At 46.2% G+C, this 25,266-nt stretch carries 23 protein-coding genes; 18 read left to right on the top strand and 5 right to left on the bottom strand.

Annotated features, from left to right (window positions below; all coding sequences use genetic code 11):
• Window positions 1-88: 88 nt before the first annotated feature.
• Entirely contained in the window at window positions 89-1,123 is a 1,035-nt protein-coding gene (locus AC0YNX_RS05680; protein ID WP_475814656.1) for an S-layer homology domain-containing protein, read from the top strand.
• Between the two features lie 255 nt (window positions 1,124-1,378).
• Here the strand turns inward: AC0YNX_RS05680 and AC0YNX_RS05685 are convergent, their stop codons facing one another.
• From AC0YNX_RS05685 to AC0YNX_RS05695, 3 genes are all read right to left on the bottom strand, one after another.
• Complete coding sequence (locus AC0YNX_RS05685) at window positions 1,379-2,776, bottom strand: hypothetical protein (RefSeq protein WP_475814657.1); 1,398 nt, start codon at window positions 2,774-2,776, stop codon at window positions 1,379-1,381.
• A 193-nt stretch (window positions 2,777-2,969) separates the two neighbouring features.
• Window positions 2,970-3,386 (bottom strand): VOC family protein, encoded by a 417-nt coding sequence (locus AC0YNX_RS05690; RefSeq protein WP_475814658.1) that lies wholly within the window; start codon window positions 3,384-3,386, stop codon window positions 2,970-2,972.
• A 58-nt stretch (window positions 3,387-3,444) separates the two neighbouring features.
• Window positions 3,445-4,638 (bottom strand): cytochrome P450, encoded by a 1,194-nt coding sequence (locus tag AC0YNX_RS05695; protein WP_475814659.1) that lies wholly within the window; start codon window positions 4,636-4,638, stop codon window positions 3,445-3,447.
• A 162-nt stretch (window positions 4,639-4,800) separates the two neighbouring features.
• On the opposite strand from AC0YNX_RS05695, the gene AC0YNX_RS05700 reads away from it, so the two are divergent.
• The 4 genes from AC0YNX_RS05700 to AC0YNX_RS05715 all read left to right on the top strand — a co-directional run bounded on the left by AC0YNX_RS05700 (window position 4,801) and on the right by AC0YNX_RS05715 (window position 7,976).
• On the top strand, window positions 4,801-5,241 hold the full coding sequence (locus AC0YNX_RS05700; protein ID WP_475814660.1) for a VOC family protein: 441 nt from the start codon (window positions 4,801-4,803) through the stop codon (window positions 5,239-5,241).
• 55 nt (window positions 5,242-5,296) lie between these two features.
• On the top strand, window positions 5,297-5,992 hold the full coding sequence (locus tag AC0YNX_RS05705) for a class I SAM-dependent DNA methyltransferase (RefSeq protein ID WP_475814661.1): 696 nt from the start codon (window positions 5,297-5,299) through the stop codon (window positions 5,990-5,992).
• Between the two features lie 62 nt (window positions 5,993-6,054).
• A complete protein-coding gene (locus AC0YNX_RS05710; RefSeq protein ID WP_475814662.1) occupies window positions 6,055-6,852 on the top strand; it encodes a methyltransferase domain-containing protein in 798 nt (265 codons plus the stop codon).
• A gap of 77 nt (window positions 6,853-6,929) precedes the next feature.
• Window positions 6,930-7,976, top strand: coding sequence for a phosphotransferase (locus AC0YNX_RS05715; RefSeq protein WP_475815190.1), 1,047 nt, complete (start codon window positions 6,930-6,932; stop codon window positions 7,974-7,976).
• Between the two features lie 80 nt (window positions 7,977-8,056).
• On the opposite strand, the gene AC0YNX_RS05720 is transcribed toward AC0YNX_RS05715, so the two are convergent.
• Window positions 8,057-8,920: a hypothetical protein gene (locus AC0YNX_RS05720; protein ID WP_475814663.1), complete on the bottom strand. Its 864-nt coding sequence runs from the start codon at window positions 8,918-8,920 to the stop codon at window positions 8,057-8,059.
• A 110-nt stretch (window positions 8,921-9,030) separates the two neighbouring features.
• Between AC0YNX_RS05720 and AC0YNX_RS05725 the strand changes: the two genes are divergently transcribed.
• Window positions 9,031-9,498, top strand: a complete 468-nt coding sequence (locus AC0YNX_RS05725; RefSeq protein ID WP_475814664.1) for a hypothetical protein — start codon at window positions 9,031-9,033, stop codon at window positions 9,496-9,498.
• Window positions 9,499-9,588: 90 nt separating this feature from the next.
• Here the strand turns inward: AC0YNX_RS05725 and AC0YNX_RS05730 are convergent, their stop codons facing one another.
• Window positions 9,589-10,191 (bottom strand): YjgB family protein, encoded by a 603-nt coding sequence (locus AC0YNX_RS05730; protein ID WP_475814665.1) that lies wholly within the window; start codon window positions 10,189-10,191, stop codon window positions 9,589-9,591.
• A 243-nt stretch (window positions 10,192-10,434) separates the two neighbouring features.
• On the opposite strand from AC0YNX_RS05730, the gene AC0YNX_RS05735 reads away from it, so the two are divergent.
• The 12 genes from AC0YNX_RS05735 (at window position 10,435) to AC0YNX_RS05790 (ending at window position 25,260) form a co-directional block, all read left to right on the top strand.
• Window positions 10,435-12,006 carry an FAD-dependent oxidoreductase gene (locus AC0YNX_RS05735; RefSeq protein ID WP_475814666.1) on the top strand — a complete coding sequence of 524 codons (1,572 nt, stop codon included), beginning with the start codon at window positions 10,435-10,437 and terminating at the stop codon, window positions 12,004-12,006.
• Window positions 12,007-12,460: 454 nt separating this feature from the next.
• Window positions 12,461-13,339, top strand: a complete 879-nt coding sequence (locus AC0YNX_RS05740; protein WP_475814667.1) for a phosphotransferase family protein — start codon at window positions 12,461-12,463, stop codon at window positions 13,337-13,339.
• Window positions 13,340-13,373: 34 nt separating this feature from the next.
• On the top strand, window positions 13,374-14,009 hold the full coding sequence (locus AC0YNX_RS05745) for an HAD family hydrolase (protein WP_475814668.1): 636 nt from the start codon (window positions 13,374-13,376) through the stop codon (window positions 14,007-14,009).
• A gap of 13 nt (window positions 14,010-14,022) precedes the next feature.
• Entirely contained in the window at window positions 14,023-15,027 is a 1,005-nt protein-coding gene (locus AC0YNX_RS05750) for a phosphotransferase enzyme family protein (protein WP_475814669.1), read from the top strand.
• Window positions 15,028-15,055: 28 nt separating this feature from the next.
• On the top strand, window positions 15,056-15,436 hold the full coding sequence (locus AC0YNX_RS05755) for a DUF2500 domain-containing protein (RefSeq protein WP_475814670.1): 381 nt from the start codon (window positions 15,056-15,058) through the stop codon (window positions 15,434-15,436).
• A 57-nt stretch (window positions 15,437-15,493) separates the two neighbouring features.
• Window positions 15,494-16,681: a hypothetical protein gene (locus tag AC0YNX_RS05760; RefSeq protein WP_475814671.1), complete on the top strand. Its 1,188-nt coding sequence runs from the start codon at window positions 15,494-15,496 to the stop codon at window positions 16,679-16,681.
• A gap of 132 nt (window positions 16,682-16,813) precedes the next feature.
• Window positions 16,814-18,532, top strand: coding sequence for an ABC transporter ATP-binding protein (locus AC0YNX_RS05765; RefSeq protein ID WP_475814672.1), 1,719 nt, complete (start codon window positions 16,814-16,816; stop codon window positions 18,530-18,532).
• Window positions 18,533-18,731: 199 nt separating this feature from the next.
• Window positions 18,732-19,721: an ABC transporter substrate-binding protein gene (locus AC0YNX_RS05770; RefSeq protein ID WP_475814673.1), complete on the top strand. Its 990-nt coding sequence runs from the start codon at window positions 18,732-18,734 to the stop codon at window positions 19,719-19,721.
• Between the two features lie 118 nt (window positions 19,722-19,839).
• Window positions 19,840-21,456 carry a helix-turn-helix domain-containing protein gene (locus AC0YNX_RS05775; RefSeq protein ID WP_475814674.1) on the top strand — a complete coding sequence of 539 codons (1,617 nt, stop codon included), beginning with the start codon at window positions 19,840-19,842 and terminating at the stop codon, window positions 21,454-21,456.
• A gap of 135 nt (window positions 21,457-21,591) precedes the next feature.
• Window positions 21,592-23,055, top strand: coding sequence for a spore germination protein (locus tag AC0YNX_RS05780; RefSeq protein ID WP_475814675.1), 1,464 nt, complete (start codon window positions 21,592-21,594; stop codon window positions 23,053-23,055).
• A complete protein-coding gene (locus AC0YNX_RS05785; protein ID WP_475814676.1) occupies window positions 23,036-24,136 on the top strand; it encodes a GerAB/ArcD/ProY family transporter in 1,101 nt (366 codons plus the stop codon). Before AC0YNX_RS05780 ends, AC0YNX_RS05785 begins: the two co-directional genes overlap by 20 nt.
• A gap of 17 nt (window positions 24,137-24,153) precedes the next feature.
• Window positions 24,154-25,260, top strand: a complete 1,107-nt coding sequence (locus tag AC0YNX_RS05790) for a Ger(x)C family spore germination protein (RefSeq protein ID WP_475814677.1) — start codon at window positions 24,154-24,156, stop codon at window positions 25,258-25,260.
• Window positions 25,261-25,266 lie beyond the last annotated feature (6 nt).

The following is a 25,266-nucleotide window of genomic DNA, read 5'->3' on the forward strand; positions in this document are numbered from 1 at the left end:
AAAGGGAATAGTCGAATTCGATTGTACGGAGGAAGGCTTACGGGCCTTCCTTTCCGTCTTCGTATACCAGGAAGGAAGTGCGATCGTCATGTCGAGGAAAATATGGTTTGGTTTGCTTGTTTGCCTGCTTCTATGCAGCCAGCTGCTTGCGACGGCTAGCGCAGCGGAAGCTCCGGCATTCACGCTTGCAGCGAACTCTCAATCGGCGGCTGGCGGAGGCGAACTCAAAATCTCGCTGCAAGGAAAGAATCTGGCGGATGTTTACGCCTTCGATGTAACGCTTGGCTACGATTCGGACAAACTGCGGTTTAAGAAGGCGGAAAGCAGCATCGCGGGCATGTCGACAGAGCCGATCCTGGAGAAAGGCAAAGTACGCTATGCCCATACGCAGGTCGGCAAGAAGGCTGGAAAAAGCGGCAGCGCGACTTTAGCCGTGCTTACCTTTACGATTATAGGCAACGGTCCGGCCAGGATCGATATCCAGGATTTGAAGCTGGTCAATTCGAAGCTGGCGATGACCTCGCTTCATCCCGATGCAAGCGTGACGGCACAGCTCAATTTGGCGAATGCGTACACGGATCTAGGCTCCAAATGGGCATGGGCGGCGGAGGCGATCGGCTATCTGGCTGAGAGAGGTATTGTAACTGGAACGGGCAACGGCAAGTTCGAGCCTGCGAAGGCAGTCAAGCGCGGAGATCTCATCTTAATGCTCGATCGGGCATTCAAGCTTAAGCCGAAGATGGGAGCGAGCGGATTCTCTGATGTTCCGAAGGGCAAATACTATGCCGAAGCCATCGCCACAGCCCAATCCCTAGGTATCGCAACCGGCGACGGAACAGGCTTTAAACCGGAAGCAGCCGTATCGCGCATGGAGATGATGGTTCTGATCGACCGCACGCTGCATGCGATCGGCAAGGATCTGCCTAAGCCGAGCGGGAAGGAGCTTGATGCATTCCGTGATAAGGACCGTGTATCCGACTATGCCAAGCTGTCCTTAGCCGCTATGGTGAAAGCGGGCATCGTGAAGGGCGGGACCACAGGAATTGAATCGACTCAGCCGACGAACCGTGCCGAGATGGCGGTCATCCTGTACCGGATTCTCACTCTCCCGCAAGCCAAGTAGTGCGTTTTGAATCGAAAAAAGCAGCCGTTAACGCGCAGTTAACGGCTGCTTTTGCCTAGAAGTATCGTGACCCTAGGCACTCAGAGTATAGAAAAACCCATGTTTATTCAAAAACTTTCGTAAGATAAGGACGCTGTCCAGATCTCGGCAGCATGCGAAGCTGAGAGTACAAAAATCGAACTCTCATTCTGTCGAGGTTTTCTCGACAGAATGAAAGCAGCCGCTAACGCGCGGCTGCTTTGTTTTGACAAACTCTTATAGAGGGTCACCGTTCAAATAGTTATAGAACGGGATGTCGGTCCAGAAATCATAGCTCTGAACGTCGACCGAAGGATCTACGTGCTTGAATCCGTCGACGACGGATTTGGATTGCTCCTTCAGAGAGAACGATTGCGCGTAATAGCGGCCGAGCTGGATTTTGTTATTCGTGATTTCCTTATAGTCGGCGAGCGGCGTCAGCGAGTAGTATAGTGGCTGCCACCACGAACTAGCGAGAAGCCCGGTTTGATTTTCTTCGTTTTTCTTGGCGTAGGTGCTTATGATTGTGTTAAAGCGCTGCTTGTCGGCAGCATTCTCGAATTCGAAGGCGATATCGTATTCTTTCGCATATTCGATGTAATTGCCGTTCGCAATTTGACGAACTTCGTATTGATCTGAAACGCCAGGCTCGCCCCATTCTTTCAGATAGACGAAGGCGGAGGTTTTCGGTTCGAATTGGACCTTGGCTTCGATGTCCTCGCTTCGCAGCAGCCCGATCAGCTGGAGGGCGTGTTGGAGATCAGAATGGCCATAGACGAGCTTTAAAGATTCAATGAAATTAGGGTCATAATGGCTATCTTTCAGGTTGTAGCCCGTAACCAATCCCTGCTCCAGCGCACCATCCACGATCTTCTGCAGCTGGTCGTCTTTGATGATGACCGATCCATTATATGCATCGGTAAGTTTGGTATAGATGTCGGAGTCGTCTACATAGCCGAGGTAATGCTTATATTGTCCCTTGAAGACGAGCGTCTTGCCAATCAACAGGTTCGCCAAGTCCGCAGTGACAGGTGCATTAGGAGCGAGCTGGTCAAAATAGGAAGCAGGCAGCAAGCCTGTATCGATTGCCGCGGCTAGCTCCTGCTTCGTTTGCAGGTTGAGTGAGGATAATTTGATCGGAAGCTTGGCGATTGCTTGCTCCGCTTTCGCTTCGGAATAAGTGTTGGCCAGTTCCTTTAAGCCGGACAATCGAAGCGCGAGCTGCACGGCATTGACTGCTTTAAGCGGTGCAGATGCATTCGTAGTATTAGATGACAGCAGCCCGTTCTGATACAGCGCCGCGGCTGCATTGTAGTAAGGGCTCGACGTGTTCAAGTCACTAAAGGTTACGGGCTTGTCCACGGGTGCCAGTTGCAGCGAACGCACTACATCGGCGAAGAACTCGCCGCGGCTCACGTTTGCGGAGAGCGTTAGGCCGAATTTGTCCTTCAGGAACGCGGCGTATTCCGCGGAAGAAATCTCTTTCGACGAGCCCGACTCGATTGAGAGAGCCGAAGCGGAATTCACAGATGTTGCAGATGAGGCATAGGCAGGTGACTGGGCGGTTGCCAGCAAAGCAGCTGATAAAGCAGCTGTTAGGAGAACCCTGTTGCGTACGGATAGAAGAATGGACATGAGAGAAGACCTCCTAGTATTTTTAATTCATATTAATTTGATCTTATTAGTAGGATATACTATCATTCCGTCTATTTCCTGTCAATACTAACCATTAGACTTAACCAATCTTCATTAAGAACCTTATAAAAAAGAGATGATGCCACGAAGGCATCATCTCTTTTTTTATAATGTAACAACGATATCGAACGTCTTAACCCTGCGGAATTGCGCTTTCATCCATATAGCCGATCTCCCATTGATGACCGTCCAGGTCTAGGAAGCTTCGCTGATACATGAAGCCGAGATCTTGTGCCTCATTCGCAATCGTGCCGCCTGCTGCAATCGCACTGTCAACTAACTTGTCCACCTTTTCGCGGCTCTCGACCATTAATGCAATTAAGACTTCGGTTGTCGAGGATGCATCAGTAATCTGTTTCTTGGTGAAGGTCTTGAAATACTCTTCAACCAACAGCATGGCGAAAATGTTTTCACCGATGACCATGCAAGTTGCATTGTGATCAGTAAAGTTTGGGTTGAATGCAAAGCCTACTGTGGAGAAAAATGCAATAGATTTCTTCAGGTCACTTACTGGTAGATTAACAAACATACTTTTGGCTGTTTCTGCCATTTTCGATCACCTCAACTATACAGTAGCATTATGATAAATTGGATGTCAAAGCATTGTGCTAGGTCAGTCGGTTAAACGTAATCGGATAATTTTTTAACCCAAATACGAAAGCGCTATTGATTGGCTTCACCTGGCTGCCTGCTGCCAATTGGATATGATTGATTCGCTTAAGTAGAAATCCTATCGCAATTTGAGCTTCCAAGCGGGCAAGCGGCGCGCCTAAGCAGAAATGAATGCCGAACCCGAACGATAGATGTGGATTTGGTTTACGCTGAGCGACAAACGTATCCGATTCGGTAAACTTCGCTTCATCACGGTTCGCCGCGCCAATCCAAGCGACTACTTGATCCCCGGCACCAATTGTTTGCTCGCCAAATGTTGTACTTTCTTTCGCGACACGTCCGACAGCGACTATAGGCGGATAATAGCGGAGTACTTCCTCGATGAAGGCTGGAATGCCCAATGGATCCGCGGCCAGCTGTCTCTGAAGCTCAGGCTGTTCAGCAAGCAACCGAATGCTGTTTGTAATTAAATTCGTTGTAGTTTCATTGCCGGCAACCAAGAGTAGAATGCAGAAATTGATGATTTCGCGTTCGCTCAGTTTTTCACCTTCGATTGTTGCTTGCAGCAGGGAGGAGATCAGATTGTTGTGGGTTGTTGCGTTCTGGGTGACCAAGATTCGTTTAAAGTAAATGATTAGCTCTTCGATGGTTTTGGTTCGCCTTTGCGTACGTGCTTCGAAAGCTTCGTCGCTCATTTCCTCCGCACTTTCCACTAGGATATCCGACCAGCGTTTGAAGTGGGATCGATCGCTAGCAGGGACCCCAAGCAGTTCTGCGATCACAATGACTGGTAGTGGAGTCGCAAAATCATGAACAATGTCCATGCTCTGATCGGTAACCCCAGCGTATAGGCTCTCCGCAATATCTTCGATGTGCGGCGCCAAGTCTTTTATCGCTTTCGGCGTAAATGCTTTGTTCACGAGATCACGCAGCTGATTATGTTTTGGGGGATCCATAAACAATAAGTTCTGATTGGCTGCCGTACCGCGTGCTGATGAGAATGTATGGGGGTCCTTGAGCACTTTTTGTACATCTTCGTAGTTAAATACATCCCAACATTGCCGCCTGGTATCGAAACGTATAGGAGAGGTCTGAGTCAATTCCTTATATATTGGAAAAGGGTTGAGCTTACATTTAAGTGAATCCAATTCCGGAAGTGTTAATAGATTTGCATACTTTGCTTCAGTCATTAACGCATCTCACCTCTGCTACAAATTCGGGATCCTCTATGGGGTTAAGCATTTAGTCAGATTTCCAAATTTAGTGTTAATTTATTCAAATTAAGATTGATTTAAATATACAAAAGAATGTAAATAAACTAGAATATGGTTATAGATGAGAGGAGGAGTAAGATGAGTGAACAAGTTGTAGAGCCAAGAACCGCGCCTTACATCATCGATTTAATGACACTTTATCTTCCAGCAAAAGATCCATATCTTACAGCTAAATGGTACGTCGACGTATTTGGTTTTAATCCTAATGCATCTAGCCATTCACCTCTCCAGCCAGATAAAGATTTAGTAGTCCTACATACTGTAAGCGGTTTAACATTGTTTTTCATCCAGTCAGAAGACAAATTAACGCTTAGTTTTAACAACGCGGATGGATATAATCATGCGGTTCTTCTCTTTAGAGTGAATGATTCAGAACTGGATGAAATGTATTTGAGAATGAAAGAACATGGGGTAGAGTTAGCGACTGATGGGATCAAGGACCGTGGCGGGTGTGGCAGGGAAATCGCATTTTACGATCCAGATGGACGGAAAATAGAGATTAACACGTATGGAACGTAATTATGTAAAGAACTGGTAGAGCAAAGGCCGCGACATTCGCGGCTTTTATCTGTTCATGGAGCTAATCGGGGAGAATAAGCTGGAGGTGTGGAACATATTGAACGATTCGCAGAATGATAAGACGAAGCTAGCGCAAATGTACGACGAAGTTGCTGAGATTTACGAAGAACATACTTTGCCTCTAACCCACTTTCAAACCTCTATAAAGTCTTTCTTAGAAGAGAACGTTAGGAATGGGCAACGTATACTTGATCTTGGTTGCGGACCTGGACATTTGACTAGCGCACTACCACTTGAAGTGGAGGTGGTCGGACTTGATTTATCGGCTTCTATGGTGGATATTGCGAGACTGAAACGTCCTTCTGGTACTTACTTTGTACATGATTTCCACAATGCGCTACCTACTGAACTCGGCAAGTTTAATCTTATTTTAGCTAACGGATGCTTCGATTTTTGTGAGAACCTAATACAAGTCATCGGTAATTTGTCAGCCGTTCTAGAACGTGGCGGCCGTTTTTACTTCACGATTAACGAGCGCCGTGCTGAATTGCCCTTCCATGATGCCCCTTGGATTGATGCAACTGGGGGATTAACTGATACTCGTATTTTTTTCTGGTCGTTTGTCGAAACGGTTGCCGCAATTGAGCGATTTGGTCTTCGGCCTGTAACCTATCGGCACGCGCATGGTTGGGAGAACAAGGCTTTAGAGACAACGATCTATTACGGCTACTGGGTGGTGGAACGACTTTAGATTCTTGTATGAAGCACAAGGAGCGTATCAGGCTAACCTGACCCATATTGAGGAGTGGTTACATGGACAGCGTGGATATCGTGAGGAAGTTTTATGATGAAACCGTTAACTATGAGTGGCAAAGGCTTGAGCGCCATCAAGTCGAATATGAGCTTAGCAAAAGGTATATAACCCGCTATGTCAAACCGAATGACAAAGTGTTGGACCTTGGTGGGGGGCCAGGCAGGTATTCACTTTACTTATCGCAACTTGGCTGCCAAGTGACCTTGGCGGACCTTTCCCAGAACAACGTAGATTATGCACTAACTAAAGCACAGGAGCTTGGCTTACCACTGAACGCCTTACAGGTGGATTGTCGTGATTTATCAATATTCGAAAATGAACATTTTGACCACATTCTCTGCATGGGGCCGATGTATCATCTGAAAGAGCTGAGCGACAGGGTAAATACGATTCGTGAATGCTTTAGAAAATTAAAGCCGAACGGGACGCTGTTCGTATCTTTCGTGTCTTCTTACTCATTCGTGTGGGATTATCTAATTGGGAATCCAAGCTTGATTCTAGAAGAGGAAAGACGTTCTCAACTTCATGCAATGGTAGAAGACAAGAATTTTACCGGGTACGGGTTTTCGGAGAATTTTTTCATCCGTCCTAGAGATGTGCTTTCTTTCTTCCAACCTTTTGGTCTTGAGAAGCTTCATCTGCTTAATTGCGAAAGTTTCTTGTATCTGCGCGAGGCAGAGCTCTTAAGACAATCGCCAGAAGTGGTTACGGCATGGTTGGACTTAGCGGAGCAAGTGTGTGAACGTGAAGATTTGCTGAGTATGGCGGAACACTTCATGTATATCGGACGTAAGTAGGACTTCTTCTGTGCATCTTCTCAAGATAGGTGGAATGCAAGATATCATTGCTAGCTTAAATCCACCAACATGAGACAATAGATTCAACGTTATCCAACTGGGAAGTCGGCAAAACGATGCCGGATATTCCATCCATCATTGAACTTGCCAAGATTTACGGTCTCTCCTTAGATGAGTTCTTGCTAGGCAAAATCTTTTTTAAGGGAGTAGATACCATGTTTCCAAAATTATCGGAGAATGATATTCAGGCCATAATTCGGAGTAACTACCCTGCGGCAATTGAAGTGAAAGAACTGACAGGAGGCTTAGCTTCACAGAACTACACGTTCGAAGTAAGCGGGCAGCGATACGTATTCAAGACAGGGACACGTATTGAAGTGTACGAGAAAGAACAGTGGGTTTATAAGAATTATCATCATCTGCTACCACTCCGCCACCTTATCCAGATCCATGCCTCAGAACAGCTGCAGCCCTATGCCATATACGACTTTGTCGAAGGGGTCAAAGTATTTGACTTGAACAGCAATGAGCTGTACGATATCGTTCCTTCCGTCCTCGAATTGCTATCTGTTCTCGAATCGATCGAAGTAGGCGAATCGAATGGTTACGGACGTTTTGAAGGCACAGGAAAGGCCCCTTACCCTACATGGATAGATTTTATTGAAGCCATCTATAACGAGAATATCTATAACTGGTCTCAAGTGGAGAAGAAGGGCATTGAGGCTGCATTAATTAATACCGCTATTCAACAGTTAAAGAGGGATGTTACTAGCATAAATGCAGGGAACAGGCAGTTGATCCACGGGGATTTAGGTTCATTTAATCTGATTGCCGAGCAAGGACGAATCTCCGGAATGATTGATTGGAGTTTGTCCATGTATGGCGACCATTTATATGATATTGCTAATTTCATGTTCTGGAATGAAGATAAGCTACAGCCGCTGATTGCACATCTAACTGTTCATTATATGAACTCCTCCGAGAACAGGAAAACCATAGCTTGTTACATGATTCGGATTGGACTGGAAGAACTGTATAATACGGTGATCCTGAATGAAGCAGGTTATGATATAGAATGGGTCACTAACCGTCTGCAAAGTATAATGATGAGTGTGGAATCTTAGCGCGAAGACCAACGTACGGCATCCTGCAATTATTGTCCTCCAAAAAACAACGGCAGCCCACTTCGAGGCTGCCGTTTGTCTTAATATCGATCCATCATCAGCTGAGTTTTCAAGGAGTCTTGCGCCAAGAACCAGCCTTTGCCTTGCAAGAAGCTAACGAGCTCATCATGCTTCGTTGATGCTGTGGATTGGCTAGTTGTTTTTAACGAAGCCTCAACAACGTACTCTGTGCCTGTGCCCGCTGCATCTTTGATCGGCCACACCTCAATATACAACTGCATCCCGCTCCATGTACCGACTGAGCGTTTGGCCAATACCGGACCGAAGTAACGGGAACTTTGGAGCTTGGTTGTTCCCCAGCCGCTGGAAACCCAATTGTTAAACTTGTCTGGCGCGTTATTGATCATGAGGCTGCGTGCATCGCTAATCGATGGCAGGTCCATGCCGCTGTAGCCGGACTTGCTGCCGCTCTTCGTGCGAGTGATGCTGAGCGTTTTCTTCTGATAACCCCATTCTACTTGTGCCTCGTAGTTCGTGTCGCCCGAATTGAATCCTTCATTATTCGCCTGAGTCAAAGCTGCGTTAATATCGTTGTTCGTAATGGTATAGCGTTTCTTATAGCTAAGCTCGAAATCCGATTCGCCCTCGGTTTTACGAATCCGCGGGCTCCAACCATTGTTGTAAATGTCTTTCGCAGAGGTGTCAAGAAACGCTACATTCATTTTGGTCACGGTCGTTGGCATTGCGAAAGTACTTAATACCGTGCTTGTCAGCTTGAAATCGCTGCCGAGAACAGCGGTTGGATTCATCAGCAATTTGACCTCATAGTCGGGTACCATGTTACTTGCTGCGTGTGCCGTTGTCGGTTCCACTGAAGTTCCAGTGAGAAGTGTTGCGCCTACCGTAATCGTAAGAGCTGCTGTCAGAATGAAACGTTTCAACATTATTAATCTCTCCTTTGCGAATTGGATTTCATAATCATAATTGATCGTAAAGGAAGATTATTCACTAATCATTAAAGAATCGTGGATGGTTTGTAAATTATGGTAAGCGTGTGAGCGAAAATAGGTGGGTTGCGCAATTTTTAGATTCTCGTCTATCGTTAAATAATACGTCTAGTGAAGGTACTGGACTTTTAACAGAAATTCCTACTTTATATGGTGATATTGGACTTCAAACGGTTAACGCGCTAGGGACCCCTAACGTAAATGATGTTCGTATTCAACTTTGGGGTATGGTTGGTGTGTATAGAAGTGAACCAAACAATGTCGATATCATCGTTGAAAGGGGAGGTACTGGTGTAATCGGTACAGGAGTTCGTATCTTCCACTTAAATATTGAATTATCTGCAGGCCCGGGCCACAGAGACTTGACCTTTGTTACTGGCGATTTCCCACCAGTATCTGATGTTCTAACCGGTCAGATTAGGTATTGCATGTATTTGTCTGTTAATGAACCAACTGATGTAACTCTTTCAGGTCCAGTTACCTTTATTGGTTCGGCTAGTGCTGGTACGTCTTAAACTTACAAACGGTTTAATAGTAACAAAAAAGAAACCGTCCAAGCTCAGCGAATGCTGTCTTGTGACGGTTTTTTTCTGCTCTAATGTACGTTACGTATTCGCCTTGCCTGCATAGACGTTGATGTGGTCAATATGCGCGATTTTTCCTTTGGCGACTTTGCTTGGGCCGACGAATTTCAGCTCGAATGTTTTGGATGGATGGTAAACATAGATTTTGTCCGTGCCGGTGAAGCGGACTTCCTTAGGCTTGCCAAGCGTTTGGATGACGGACGCGAAGGTCAGCGATTTGATGCCCACCGTCCGATCAACGGACGTCCCGAAATTGCGCAAATCGTAGATGACGCCGGTTTTATTGACGCCGAAGCCGAATGAGCCTCTTCCCATGCCGAAACTGTACATTTCGTAATGGTTGCCTTTCAGGTCACCGCCTACATCCGGTTCGCCCCATTTGTAATGAACGGCGGAGATCGGCGTTTTCCCCGCGATGGCGTTTAAGCCCGGGATTTTTCCTACGCTCGCAAGCTTGTAGATGTTATTAATATAGTCCTTCTGCGTGTTCGCGCTAGCGCTAGCGCTGGCTGCTGCCGCGTGGACAGTCGAATGAGAGATTGCCGTCATGGAGCTTACCGCGATCATTCCGGTCAAGGCCAGCTTGGCGGCTAGTTTATACGAATGTTTTGATTTGTTTAACATGTTGAAATTTTCACCTCTTATTATTATTGGAGACAAGGGACGGTTGGCTTACAAACTCATACTACCCAAATCAGCCTCGATAGGAATGTCAGAACAGTAACGAAACGGTTACAAGAAGGTAACGAAAGATTCGATCTGTAAGAATGTCAAACGATAGAAGCTGGCACAATACAAAATTCCTAATTATGGTTACAATAATAGGTAATAGAACCAGAGTAGAGGAGGAAATCCATGATAAACAACATGAAAACTGACATTGTCATCGTTGGTGGCGGGCTTGGTGGAGTCTCGGCAGCATTGGCTGCCGCCCGTTTAGGCTCGCGTGTCATCCTGACCGAGGAGACGGACTGGATAGGTGGCCAGCTCACTAGCCAAGCCGTACCTCCTGATGAACACCGATGGATTGAACAGTTCGGGTGCACAGCATCCTATCGAGAATTTCGTAACCGAGTTCGAGAGTATTATCGCAACCATTACCCTCTGAATGCTAAAGCAGCAGCCAATGCAACGCTGAATCCAGGTAACGGATGGGTTAGCCGACTCGCGCATGAGCCGAAAGTGGCGCTCAGAGTACTGGAAGACATGCTTGCACCATACGTGAATGGAGGAAGAGTCAGCATTCTGCTCCGTACTCGCCCGATTGAAGTGGTCATAGAAGAAGATGAATGTCGTTCCGTTATCGTCGAGCAATTCGATAGTGGAAGACAGCTTGAGCTCATTGCTCCGATGTATCTGGATGCAACAGAACTTGGCGAGTTACTGTCACTTGGCGGGATCGAGCATGTGACTGGCGCAGAAGCTCGTTCGGACACGGGGGAGCCACATGCTATGGAGCAGGCTGATCCACTCGACATGCAGTCCATTACTCATGTATTCGCCGTCGACTATGTGGAAGGCGGAGATTTCACAATAAACAAGCCGGAGATGTACGATTACTGGCGCAGTTTCACTCCTTCCTTCTCACAGTATTCGATCCTCAACTGGAGAACGATGGACCCTCACAATCCAGACAAAATCAAGGAATATACGATGTTTCGAAACGATCAAAAGATCGTGTCGCTGTGGGACTACCGCCGCATCTTCGATCCTTCTCAACTGGCGGATCCGAATTTATATGATGGCGAAGTGACGCTAGTAAACTGGCCGCAGAACGATTATTTTGTTGGGCCTATCATTGGCGTATCGACTGAAGAAAAGGAGCGTCACTTGTATCAGGCCAAGCAACTCAGTCTATCGTTATTGTATTGGCTGCAGACAGAAGCACCTAGACTCGACGGTGGACGGGGCTACCCTGGCGTTCGCCCGCGTGGCGATGTCCTGGGAACGGTTGACGGACTGGCGAAGTCGGCATACATTCGCGAGTCAAGAAGAATTCGTGCGCGTTACACCATTACGGAACACGATGTCAGCCGAGAAGTACGCGAAGCTAATGGAATTCGTATCTATGAAGATAGTGTTGGAGTCGGCAGCTACCATCTCGACCTGCATCCGACGACTAATTCGCAGCGTGGCTTTTATATCCCGAGCGTTCCTTACGAAATCCCATTGGGAGCCCTATTGCCAATTCGTGTCCGCAACCTGCTCCCGGCTTGTAAGAATATCGGGACTACGCAAGTGTCTAATGGCTGCTATCGGCTTCATCCAACGGAATGGAATATTGGTGAAGCAGCCGGCGCATTAGCAGCTTTCTCTGTCCAGCGGGGTTGTTCGGCTCATGACGTGCAGGATCAAGCACACTTGCTTAAAGCTTATCTGGAGCAGCTTGATGATCTGGGTGTCGAGCGTCATTGGCCGAATCAGGATTTCTGGAAATAGGATGCGATTGTCCCCGTGGATCAGCAAGAGAAATAAGCATCACCATTAAATTTCATGATGAATACGATAGTGTTAAATCACATTGTATGAGGGATATCATGATACTACTTCGAAAGTATATAATTGCGAATCTATTGATTTTTATGCTGTGTAGCCTATTATGGACAGCTGAAGGTACTATTCGCCCTTGGCTAGCCTCAATACCGTTCTTCTTTGCAGTTGTTTATTTACTGAATAGGACGAAGTTTGAGAAGGCGTTATTTGGATGGGATGAGTCATAGAGAAGCTGTAATTTCATATGCGATTAGGAAAGCCGCCTAAGTGCGGCTTTTTTTGCGGATATTGGAAAGGGGGCTTGGTACGGGGACAAAAATATGGTACATGTAAGATATTGGATTTGATTGGCAATCAGTGAAATAAATTGGAAGAAACGCTCCAAAGCAGGAGGTTACCTATGAGTACAATTCTAAAAGTAATAGAAAAGCTAAAGCTGAACGTCTTGAATATTGAAGATGTTCCAGAGTCATATAGTTCTGATGTATACAAGCTTACTCTAGCCAGTGGAGAAAATGTTTTTGTAAAAATCCCATTTAACAAGGATAAGCTATTCCGTGAATTTCAGATGCTTGAAACATTGATGGGCATAATACCTGTTCCCAAGGTATTGGACATTTGGTACGGGGATGACAACACTACTGGAGCGTTGCTTCTTTCCGCAATTCAAGGAATGCCTTGTACAGGACACATTGATGAGAAACTCTCTTATCAAATTGGCGTGTATCATGCTATGCTCCATCAGGTTGAAACGCCTGGCTATGGTTACCATGTAACCGATGGCTTTAAGTTGCTTGAACCAAATAACTGGAGATTATATATCAAAAGTAATTTTGAAAAATGGAAGGAGCCCTGCAACGAGATTCTCGACTCAAAATTGTACGAGAGATGTATTCATCACTTTGATGAAGTATACGCTGCTCTACCGGATCCTGACGGACCATGCATTGTTCATATGGATTTTAGACCAGGCAATATATTGGTGAATGGTAACGAGGTAGCTGGCATTATAGATTTCGAGAGTGCCCGTGGTGGATCGTCGGAAGTAGATTTCACAAAAGTCAATCGATATATTTGGAAAGTCAATCCGAGGACAAAGATACCGTTCATTGAAGGTTATCAATCCATTCGACCTATGTTGGCTCTGGATAGAGTGCTGCCATTTTATGATATGTACGATGCTTTCGGCGCAGTTGTTTGGTGTAAGAATAGAGGAATTGAAAAAAATCAAACGTTCCTTCAAGCAAATATTGATATTTTACAAAATTCGGTGGGTTAATAGTTGTACAGAACTGACAAAGGAGAACGAATCAATGAAAAAGTACATACTCTTCGATCATGATGGTGTTCTGGTGGATACTGAATATTGGTATTACAAAGCGGGAGAACGCGCTTTGGCTGATATTGGATTTACCTTGGATAAGGACCAATACCTTCGCGACATGACCCAAACACTTGGCACTTGGTCCCAAGCTAAGGCGGCAGGTATTGATGAACAGACTATCAGCAAGCAGCGTGAGGTCCGCAACCTCTATTATCAAGAATATCTAAGAACAGAAGCCATAGAGATTGAAGGCGTAGTTGAAACGCTAGCCGAGCTGTCAAATTACGTCCGCATGGCCATCGTGACGACTGCCAAAGGTGCGGATTTTCAACTTATTCATGAAAACCGCCAGATTAGACAATTCATGGACTTCGTCCTTGTTCGTGAAGACTACGAGCACACCAAGCCGCACCCGGAACCATACTTGACCGGCCTAATGCGCTTCGGAGCTGCCAAAGAAGAGACCCTCGTTGTAGAGGATTCCAACCGAGGATTGAGCTCAGCCGTGGCGGCTGGTATCGACTGTGCGATTGTCCATAACGACTTCACAAAAACACATGACTTCTCACAGGCCAACTATCGAATTAAGAATCTGATTGAACTGAAGGATATTATCCAAAAGTGAGGGGGGATACGAATTGAACAGCGGATTTCGGATGGATACCGATCTAAATGTGCGACTTACGCTTAAGCAAACGAAACAAGCAGCGCTATATGCATTGCAAAACTACGATATTGACTGGAATTCCATACATTTCATCCAAGTTTCTGAACATGTGACCTTTCGGATTCACAACAGCGAAGGTGACTCCTATTTATTGAGAATTCATACATTGAATAAATCTTATGATGAAGTCATTTCGGAGCTGAAGTGGTTATCCCATTTAAGAAGTAAGGGCCTTGGTGTTCCGGATGGTGTACGAAATCAGAATGGCGAGCTTATTACTGTCGTGACTGTCGATGAAAATACGAAATATTATGCGACCTTGATGAGATGGATAGAAGGTAATCAATTAAATAAAAAAGCGCTTACCGATGATCATATACGAGCGATGGGACAACTGATGGCGGACCTACACATGGCTAGTATTGATTTCGTTCCTGATAACACTTTTACCCGCCGAATATGGGGGAGCGAAAGTTTTCACCGAGATTGGAATCATTTACAGAAGCATCATAGTCATTTCATAACCAAAGAAGCTTTCAAGTTGTATACAGAAGCTTCTGTTAAAGTACTAAATCAACTCCAAACTTTTACGCCTTATGAACAAAACTATGGAATCATCCATGCCGATCTCCATAATGGAAATGTAGTGTTTTGCAACGATCTCCCTTATGCAATTGATTTTGGTAGATGCGGCTTTGGCTATCATATTTACGATATCGCACAAGCGGTCATGGGACTTCAACCACATCAACGAAAACGATTTATAGAAGGCTATGAGAAGGTCGGAAATTTGGGCGAGAATACGATTTCGATGTTGGAGTGCTTCTTCATCATGGCCATTATTGAAGCTTATAGTTTCCATGCGGAGAGCGAACAGGAGACCGAAGGTCTGATTGAAGAGCAGTCATATGCTCAATTCATATTGAGGGCATACATCAAGGGAGAGCCGTTCTTGTTCCAGACATATGATCACTAAAGAAAATAGTTGATTGAGGAGAGAGTATATGAACGAATTCCCTGATGGTCCTGGCTTCTTTGATTTTTTCAAAGAAATGCCCCTGTTTTTCAAGCTTTTTGGAGGCTCTATTTTTATCATTGTAGTTGGAGGATTTCTCTATGTAATTATTCGTAGTATTTGGACATGGGCGAGGAACAATGCCTCTGAAGTTATTACGTCACCCGTAACGGTAGTTGATAAAAGAACTCAGGTATGGGGAGGATCTGGGAGGTCACGTGCAAGTACCAATTACTACGTGACTTTTGAATTTGATAACGGATCACGCATTGAATTGCAGGTAAGAGCAAATAGATTCGGTTACCTCGTAGTAGGAGACCATGGACAACTCACTTATCAAGGTACGCGGTTTAAAGAATTTCAAAGGTAGGATGTTACCCGCATATGCTACAATCGGAAAAGAACCAAATAAGTAAGGAGCGCGAAGATGGGGACGTTTGTTTCAAATATGCAATTGTTCAGTGGAGCACAGGATAATAGTAAGTTAATGGATCAACTGATGTTTGCTATAAGAGGCTGTCTAGAAGGGGGAATGTATGAAGAAACCGATGATGAACAGTCAGCCGATCGAGCTCTAATTCTACAAATCTCCTCTGATCGCTGGATCTCACTCTACGACCAAAAACTTGATGAGCAGCAGTTGGATGAGATGGATGCGCTTGGCAAAGCTATTTCTCAAATAGGCGTCCCCGTTGTTGGCTCCGTACTGCATGATAGTGATTTACTTGTGATGCGTCTGTATCAGAATGGCCGGATGGCAGATACGATAATCAACGACTTGGACTTGTTTAATGAGATGTTAGAGGGAGACCGTCCTAGGAAAAGGAACGGCCAGCCATCAAAGTGGTCGGAGATCTGCGCGTCAGGCGTGAGCCCGTCGGAATTGAAGGGGATCTGGGAATCTGAGATGGTTTTCGCGGACGACGCGCTAGCATTAGCAGCGGAGTTGCTTGCTATTCCTGACCAGGCAATAATGCGGGGATATGAGGTCGATCAAGAGCATCAACAAGAAAAGGTAATGGACGGTAGTAAGAAGGTTCTCTTTTTCCGCAGCAGAATTCGTCTCTCCGATTTCGTTACTCACTATAATGATCCAAAGCTGGCTTTAACGACCTGGAGCGCGTACGCAGCAGCAGATGTCGGAAGCTCGACTACAATTACATTTGGGCTGAAGAATGAGGGACAAGCCTTTACTGGACTTGACGTGCTTTTGTGGGGGCCAGCCCTTGATGAGCATAATATTGAACTTGGTCATGGGAAGCTGTTCCGTCCTTTAACTCACTCTAATGTTCGAGAAGAGTGGGCAAGCGAACCAGAGATGCTCGAGTTAGAAGCTGAGAGCGAATCAATCAACGGTTATCGATATCGGTTTCCAGAATTGAATTTTCCGGGAGGGGGTCTGCAAGGACTGTATCCTGAGGATGCTGCCAAACTCGGTCTTATGAAAGAATGGATGGCACAGATGTATCAGTCTCAACCATCGTTCCAGCTTACTTTAACGGGGAAATGCTTAAGCAAGTCCAGTCTTTACATTGGATTTGTTCCTAGTGAAACTCCTAATGGACAACTAGGTTTGGGAATACCGATCTATATTGGTTTAGAACCGGATATATAGAAACAAGCTTCGAAGGGTTGACGCCTATCCTCGGTTCATTATAAATTGACAGTTGTATACATTGCTTCAAGAGATCGAAGTGAAGCCGAGGCCAGAAGGTCCGGCTGATGAAGGAGAGGGGATCATTTAACGATGCTTCGTAGGTTTTTCTCGTACTACCGCCCTTACAAAGGCTTATTCTTTCTCGATTTTACTTGCGCGGTCATCGCGGGATTGCTTGAGCTCGGCTTTCCGCTAGCGGTCAGTGAATTTATCGACGATCTGTTGCCGAGTGGCAACTGGAGGATGATCGTGCTAGCCAGTATCGGACTACTCGGAATTTATGTGCTCAATACCGTATTGAACTATGTCGTCACTTATTGGGGACATATGCTAGGCATCAATATTGAAACCGATATGCGCTGGAAAATGTTTGATCATATTCAGAAGCTGTCGTTCCGCTTCTTCGACAACCACAAAACCGGTCATCTCGTCGGCCGGGTCACGAACGACCTGAACGACATCGGGGAGATCGCGCACCATGGGCCTGAAGATATTTTCATCGCGATTATGACGCTTGCAGGCTCATTCACGCTGATGGCGTACATCAACCTGGAGCTGGCCTTGCTAACGTTCGTGATCATTCCGTTCATGGCTTGGCTGATCATCATGTTCGGAGGCCGCATGACGAACACGTACCGGCGGTTGTTCGGCAACGTGGGCAGCTTTAACGCTCGGATCGAAGAGAATGTCGGTGGCATTCGCGTCGTGCAGTCGTTCGCGAACGAGGAACACGAGAAGAAGTTATTCTCCGTTGACAACAACAATTTCCGCGAGACCAAGCTACTCGCCTATAAGACGATGGCTAAGAGCTTCTCGGTGAGTTACATGCTGATGCGTCTCATTACGATATTCGTTATGGTATGCGGCGCGTGGTTTTACATCGACCATAGAATTGAGCTAGGGGAGTTTATGGCGTTCCTGTTGCTGTCGAACATCTTCTTCCGGCCAATCGAGAAGATTAACTCCGTCATTGAGAGCTATCCGAAGGGAATCGCTGGATTCAAACGATACGTCGAGATTATCGACATGGAGCCGGATATTCAGGATGCCAAGGATGCCGTCGAGGCGCACTCGCTTCATGGAGAAATCCGCTTCGAGAACGTCTCGTTCGGCTACGAGGAGAACCGCGAAGTGCTGAAGGGCGTCGATCTGAACGTTCGAGCGGGAGAGACGGTTGCCTTCGTCGGCCCTTCCGGCGCCGGGAAGACGACGATCTGCAGCTTGCTGCCTCGTTTCTACGATGTTACTGGAGGGCGCATTACTGTCGATGGTAAAGACATCCGCAAACTGACGTTGAAGTCGCTTCGTAGAAATATTGGTATCGTACAGCAGGACGTATTCCTGTTCTCAGGCTCAATCCGTGAGAACATCGCTTACGGCGACCTGAAGGCAACTGATGAGCAGATTTGGGAGGCCGCCAGACGGGCCTCGCTGGAGATCATGATTCGGCAGCTGCCGGAAGGCTTGGATACGATCATCGGTGAACGCGGCGTGAAGCTCTCCGGCGGCCAGAAGCAGCGGATGGCGATCGCACGAATGTTCTTGAAGAACCCGCCGATTCTTATTCTTGATGAAGCGACGTCGGCACTGGACACTGAAACCGAAGCGGCAATCCAGCAGTCATTGGCCGAGCTGTCTGTCGGCCGTACGACGCTCGTCATCGCGCATAGGCTGGCAACGATCAAGAACGCGGACCGCATTATCGTCGTCGACGAGAACGGTATCGCCGAACAAGGCAGTCACCTGGACCTGATCGAGTCCGGCGGCATCTACAGCAGACTTCATCAAGCACAGTACACACACGCATAAGCACACGCAAAACCCCATTTTCGGTTCGCTGATAAGCCCCGGAAACGGGGTTTTTATGTGCAATCATGCACTTCGGTCTTGGACAAAACCTAATAAGGTCCTTTGGTTTGTCCATTGAGTCCTTCTTAGGTATCCATTACTATAATCACATACTGATAATGATTATCATTATCCATATCAATGTGTGAGGAGAACGAATATGTATCGAAACGCCAAAACAGTTGCTCTACTGAGCACTTTCGCACTAATGGGCGCATTATTACTAGGGTGCGGCAAGAACAATACAACGGAGAGCAATACGGCAAGCCCTGCAGCAGTTACATCGGAAACGCCAGCCGCAACGGAGGAAGCTGAAACGACGCGCAAGTTCACGGATTGGACCAAACATGAAGTCCAAATTCCAGTAACTCCGCAGCGTGTCATCTATCATGGCGAAACAACGGGCGACTTGCTAGCCCTTGGCGTTAAGCCAATTGCAATCATGAAGGATGGAATTAAAGGAACTGTGATGGAAGATCAGCTGCCGGATGTGGAGGACGTCGGTTTTCCGCTAAATGTGGAGAAAGCCATGACGCTTAAGCCTGATCTTATTATTTTCTCCAATGATGACGCAGAGCAATATAGTGCTATCGCCAAGGTAGCTCCAACTGTCACGTTCAATACGTTCGATCAGCTGGATGTTCGGATGCGGACTTTAGGTGATCTATTAAATAAGAAGCAAGAGGCTGAGGATTGGTTGTCTGCATATACAGTCAAGATGGCCGACATGTGGAAAGATCTGCATGCGAACGGAATTAAAGAAGGCGAGACCGCTTCTGTGTTCACGCTGTATCCAGGCAATAGGCTATTCATTATGGCAGGAGCAGGCCTTCCGCAATTCTTGTATGAAGAAGGAGGCTTCAAACCGCTGCCAAACGTTCAGAAACTAATTGACGAGAAAACAGGCTTCTTGGAAATATCCGCAGAGGTGCTTCCTGAATACGCGGCTGATCGCATCTTTATTCTCAATCCCGTTGATCCTGAAGCGCAAAAGGATACAGATACGCTTATGAATAGCGCAATCTGGAAGGGAATCCCTGCTGTTAAAGACAGTCATGTATACCATTTCGACATCTTAAAAGCGAGCAGCGATGCAACATCAAGAGAGTGGATGATTACGGAGCTGCCGAAGGTTCTATTAAAGAAGTAAATGTAAATGAGGAATCCTCTCAGAAGAAGCTCTTCAACCTCGGTTGAAGAGCTTCTTTCTATTCTCTATAATAGACGTAATTGATAAAAGTTCTCAATCATAGAAAGGGGGCCTCACCATGTCTGTGACTCCGACAACCCAGCTACCGCTTCTTTCGCTCTTTTTTCATTTTGCAAATATCGAATTGCTCAGCTATGGTACTGGCGCGGTATTAGCCGAAGAAGTCGCCCCAAGCTATATGCTCTTTGTATTTAAGAATGGCAACGGCAAACTATATACAGATACGTTCAGCTCATACTTCACGCCTTATAGCTCATATGTGCTCCCACCTTCCAGCGCCTATCAGCTCGAGAGCATCGACGATAGCGAGATTGAATATTATCGTGTCTCCTTTAACATCTTCCATGTCAAGGACGGAGTAGCCGAGAGCTTCGAACAACAGCTCTTCCCGGATCGCGAAGAGCTTCGCATCTATCCGCAGACGCATTGGAGTGATTTACTTGACCAGCTGTATGTTGGCCATACCACGCAAGACGACTTAGAGGCGCACCGTCAACAATTGCGGTTCCAGAGGGTGATTGAATTTATGCTGGAGCTTAATTTGCAGGTTGATCAGCCGCGGAGCTCGGCACAAACGGTAGAGCAAACGATTGGATACATGCAAGCAAACTTTCAGGATCCAATTACGGTCATGCAGCTCGCTAATCTGGCCAATGTTCCATCATGGCAGTATACGTCTATCTTTAAGGAGCTGACCGGCAAGAAGCCGCTGGATTATTTGAACGAACTGCGTATTAATCGTGCCAAAGAGTGGTTAGTCGGAACGGAGAGCACACTCAGGGAAATTGCGGAACATGTCGGATTCACAGACGAGTATTATTTCAGTAGGCGCTTTCGGCTCATGACGGGCATCTCGCCACGGCAATATGCCATATCCATGAGGCAGAATATTCTTGTGAAAGATTGGAACGGTCATGAAGTTCGAATCCCTTCGAACCCGAGCCGTGTACTGTATTGCGGGGAAACGACAGGGGATATGAATGTGCTGGGCATTCCGCTTATGGAGAACCAAATCTTCTGTAAAGATACGCCGCTCTGTCAGAAGCAAGCTTCCAAACTCTCGCCTGACCTCATTATCTTTGATTATGCTGATGAAGCACTCTACTCGGAAATCTCTCGAATTGCTCCGACCCTTACTTACAATTCTCGAGGTTCTCTGGATGACAGGCTATTAATGCTCGGCGAGTGGTTCGGCAAAAGAAGGGAAGCGGAGCAATGGCTTCTACATTATAACAGCCATACATATCAGATGTGGCAGCAGCTTCGGATGCGTATTGACCCGGAGGAGACGGCTTCCGTGTTTGTGTTCCATCGTGGCAAACGTTTATTTGTTATGGGCAATATCGGTTTATCATCCATCTTATATCATCCCGATGGCTTCCGCCCATCAGGCAAAGTGCGACAGATCTTGAATTCAGGCAGGGCCTACAAGGAAATAACGGCTCGAACCATTCATCAATACGCCGGTAATCGTGTGTTCATGATGCTTCCTGAGAGCCCTGAGTCCAGAACAGCGATGGAGGAGCTCATGAACAGCTCGCTATGGCGTAATCTCCCTGCCGTGAAGAATGGCTTCAGCTATTTGCTTGATGAACGGGATTGGAACCATGAGGATGCTGCAACGAGAGAGAGGCTGCTCACTCTGCTCCCGCAGCTCCTTACCCAAACCTCATGAGAGTTTATGAAAACACAAGATACCATCGCAATGATGCGGTGGTTTTTTGTGTATCCGCTTTTGCTTTTGGTAATATTTCCACAATAATCCGTGCATGATATCCTATGTACTTTTTTACTTGAGGAGGTCTCTGCTGTGATTGATGCAACGATTCATGAGACTGGTCAACATTTAGTTCAATTACTCAATGAATCTTCAGATCTAAAACAGCAGTCGATCCGTGTAGGCAACCGCGAAGGCCTCCTCTTTTATTTTGAGACCTTAACGGAAGGAAGCATCATAAGAGAAGAGCTTCTGAGACCCTTACAGCACCATGGCAGTGACCATCCCATTCGCGAAATTCTCCCTTCTAGGGAGACGTACGAGAGGACAGATCCGATCCAGGCGGCAGATGACCTGCTTCGAGGCTTTGCGATTCTTATCCTGCAAGAAGAGCCGTTCATCCTTTCCGTAAATGCAAAGTCGATTTATATCCGCAACATCAGTGAACCCAACAACGAGAAGGTGGTTCGTGGAGCACATGATGGATTTATAGAGAATCTATGCGTCAATATCAATCTCATCCGCAATCGGATCGGGAGCAGGAATCTTGTTGTCAAGTACTTCGATATCGGGGACGAGCTCAAATCGAGGATTGCACTCCTTTACTTACATGATGTAGCCAATCCGGGCATCATCGATCAGATTACGGAGCGGTTGCAAGCTATCCGAATAAATACCATACTCGAGCCTGGTTCCATAGAGGAATTTATTGAAGATTCCACATTCTCTCCTTTTCCGCAGCTGTTCAATACAGAGAGGCCAGACCGTACCGCATTCAACCTCATGGAAGGACGCGCAGTCATAATCACCAACCATCCGACGGCTCTGATTATGCCTGTTACTTTCTTTATCTTCTATCAAACCTTAGACGACTACAGCGCACGCTGGTATGTAGGATCGTTCTACAGACTCATTCGTTATATTAGCTTCCTCATCGCAATGACTCTTCCTGCATTGTACATCGCGATCGTTTCATTCCATTCCGAGGTTCTGCCTGTAAAGCTGATCCTGCCTGTCAAAGAATCCATTGATAATATCCCTTATCCGCCGCTTATTGAGGCGTTTATTATGGAGTTGACGGTAGAGTTAATCCGAGAAGCCGGTATTCGGTTACCAACGTTCATTGGCCAGGTAATTGGCATTGTAGGTGGTTTAGTCATCGGAGAAGCAGTCGTGGAAGCACATCTCGTATCCAATATGATGATCATTGTCGTCGCGGTAACCGCGATCTCTTCTTTCGTCGTGACGTCCAACGAAATGGTCACGGCCTTAAGATTTATTCGCTTCCCACTGATGCTGGCTGGCGCTGCTCTAGGTTTGCTCGGGATTACGATGAGCCTAGCCATACTCCTTATGCACATGTGCACGCTGGAATCATTCGGGACACCTTACTTGGCACCTGTTTCCGTCGGACGCTGGAGCGATTTCAAAGATACATTCATTCGTTTGCCCATGTGGAAATTAAATAAACGCCCACTTGAAGTCAAACCGCAAAAAACAACAATCGTGAAAGACTCGCGAGGATGGGACCGCAAAGATGAATCAAGTGAAGAATAAAATTTCCAATATGCAGCTATTCACCTTTCTCCTGCAAACCATCATCGGTACCGAGACCGTTTCCTTAGCTTATGATGTGCATGAGTATGCGAAACAGGATAGTTGGATTTCGATCCTAGTGATAGGAGTTGCCATTCAGTTCGTTCTTTTCATTCAGTGGTTATTAATGCGTCGACACCCCGGCAAGCATGTGTTTCAGATCATCGACTCGCTTTTCGGGAAAGTAGTAGGCATCGGTTTGAGCTTGATTTTTCTTACCTACTATCTGCTCGGCGTCACGATATCGATGCTTAATAATGTTGGCGTACTAAGCCGATGGGCATACCCCGAGACTCCGAATATCATCATTATAGGGCTTTTCACATTGGTCTCCATCTATATTACGCTGCAGAACTTGAAGGCAATCGCCCGGTTTCAATTTCTAATCACGTTCTTGCATGTATTTGTTCTTGCCATTCTGCTCTATTCGCTAAAAGAGGGTAGTTGGTTAAATCTTCAACCGATCGCTCACAACGGAATCGCCCCGATCCTGCAAGGGGCCAGAACATGTTTATTCGCGATGCTCGGTTTCGAGCTGATTCTCGTGTTGCAACCGTCTGTTGAAGGTAAGAGCCGAAAAATTCTGAAATGGGCGTCAGCTGCCAATTGGTATACGGTGGCCTTTTATCTTTTAGTCATCCTCGCGAGTACGCATTACTTCTCGCCGGAAGAGCTTGACACCATACCGGAGCCGATCTTATTCATTCTGAAAACCATCTCCATTGGCATCGTGGAACGACTCGATCTGTTATTCTTGTCATTCTGGATTATTACCGCCATTACTTCTTTCGTTGGCCTCAGCTATATGAGTTCTGTCATTCTCTCTCATATTTTTGGGAGTAGTCGAAGAACGTTCCACGTTTACAGCGGAAACTTGGTTCCGGCAGTAGTGGCTCTGTTGATGCTTGACGATCCTTTTGCAGGAGAGAAGCTATACCCCTATATAGAAGTGACCTCTATACTATCTACGGTCGTCATTCCGTTCATCCTTCTAGGTGCATCCATACTTAAACATAGTAAGGGAGCGAGCACTCCTTCATGAGGAACCCGAAGAGAATATTGGCTACTTTACTACCGGTTGTTTCATTGCTGTTAGCCGGTTGTTGGGATCAGAATTTGCTTAAGGATAAACATATCGTACTCTGTGCAGGGATCGATTTATCCGAAGGAGGCAAGACGGAGTACACGGTAGCAGCTCATGACGGTAATGCGGATAATGTCAATGAGAGCAGCTCGCGTAAGATGAAGGAGATTGATTCTGCCAGTGGATATACCCCACGTAATGCGCTGAATCAGATCAATCTTAAAACAGCGGAGTTGCTCGATATCTCTAAAATTCAGGTTATTCTCCTTAGTGATGCCATTGCCCGTCAAGGCATATCATCTCAGTTGAATACCTATTACCGCGACCGGGTAAGCAATCTCAACGCGAAGATCGCCATTGTCAGAGGAAATACCAAAGCTCTAATGAATGCGGCAGCGCAAAAAAATCCGCTAGTCGGCCCTTACTTTTTCGATCTCATCCAAAGTCATGAGGTTCGGTTCATCGTTCCTCAGAGAGCAGAGGGGATGCATGGGAATTTGATCATGGCTCCTGGAGTTGATTTTATCCTTCCATTGCTGGAGCTCAAGGATAGCTCACCTAAGCTAGCTGGATCTGCTGTCATTCGAGGAGACAAAATGGTAGGCACCATTAGTATTGAGGAAACATTCATTAGTCTTCTATTTACAAGCCAGACTCCAGACGAGGCGTACGTGACATTAAAGGTAGGAAATGGTTTGAAGCCAACCGTTAGGAACTACGTGACAATATCCGTCATTGATTCAGATCGGAAGATGAAAGTACGGGTTCATAACAATACCGTTTCTGTAAGTTTACATGCGAATATTACGGCTTTTATCCAAGAGTACGATCAGAACCATATCTATACTCCGCAAGAAATCGCAAAATGGAACGAAAAGTTGTCGAAGATCCTGACTGTCAGAGCAGAACGAACACTCCGTAAACTTCAGGAGAACGGATGCGATATGTACGGGGTAGGGAGAGTCATTCGCGCTCGATATCCTGAAGTATGGAAGAATCTCGATTGGGATAAAGAATTTCCTCACGTTGAATTTAAGCCGGTTGTCGATATGAATATTATCCATACCGGAATTACGAATTAGCTCACT

This window comes from Paenibacillus sp. J31R98 (genome assembly GCF_056269245.1).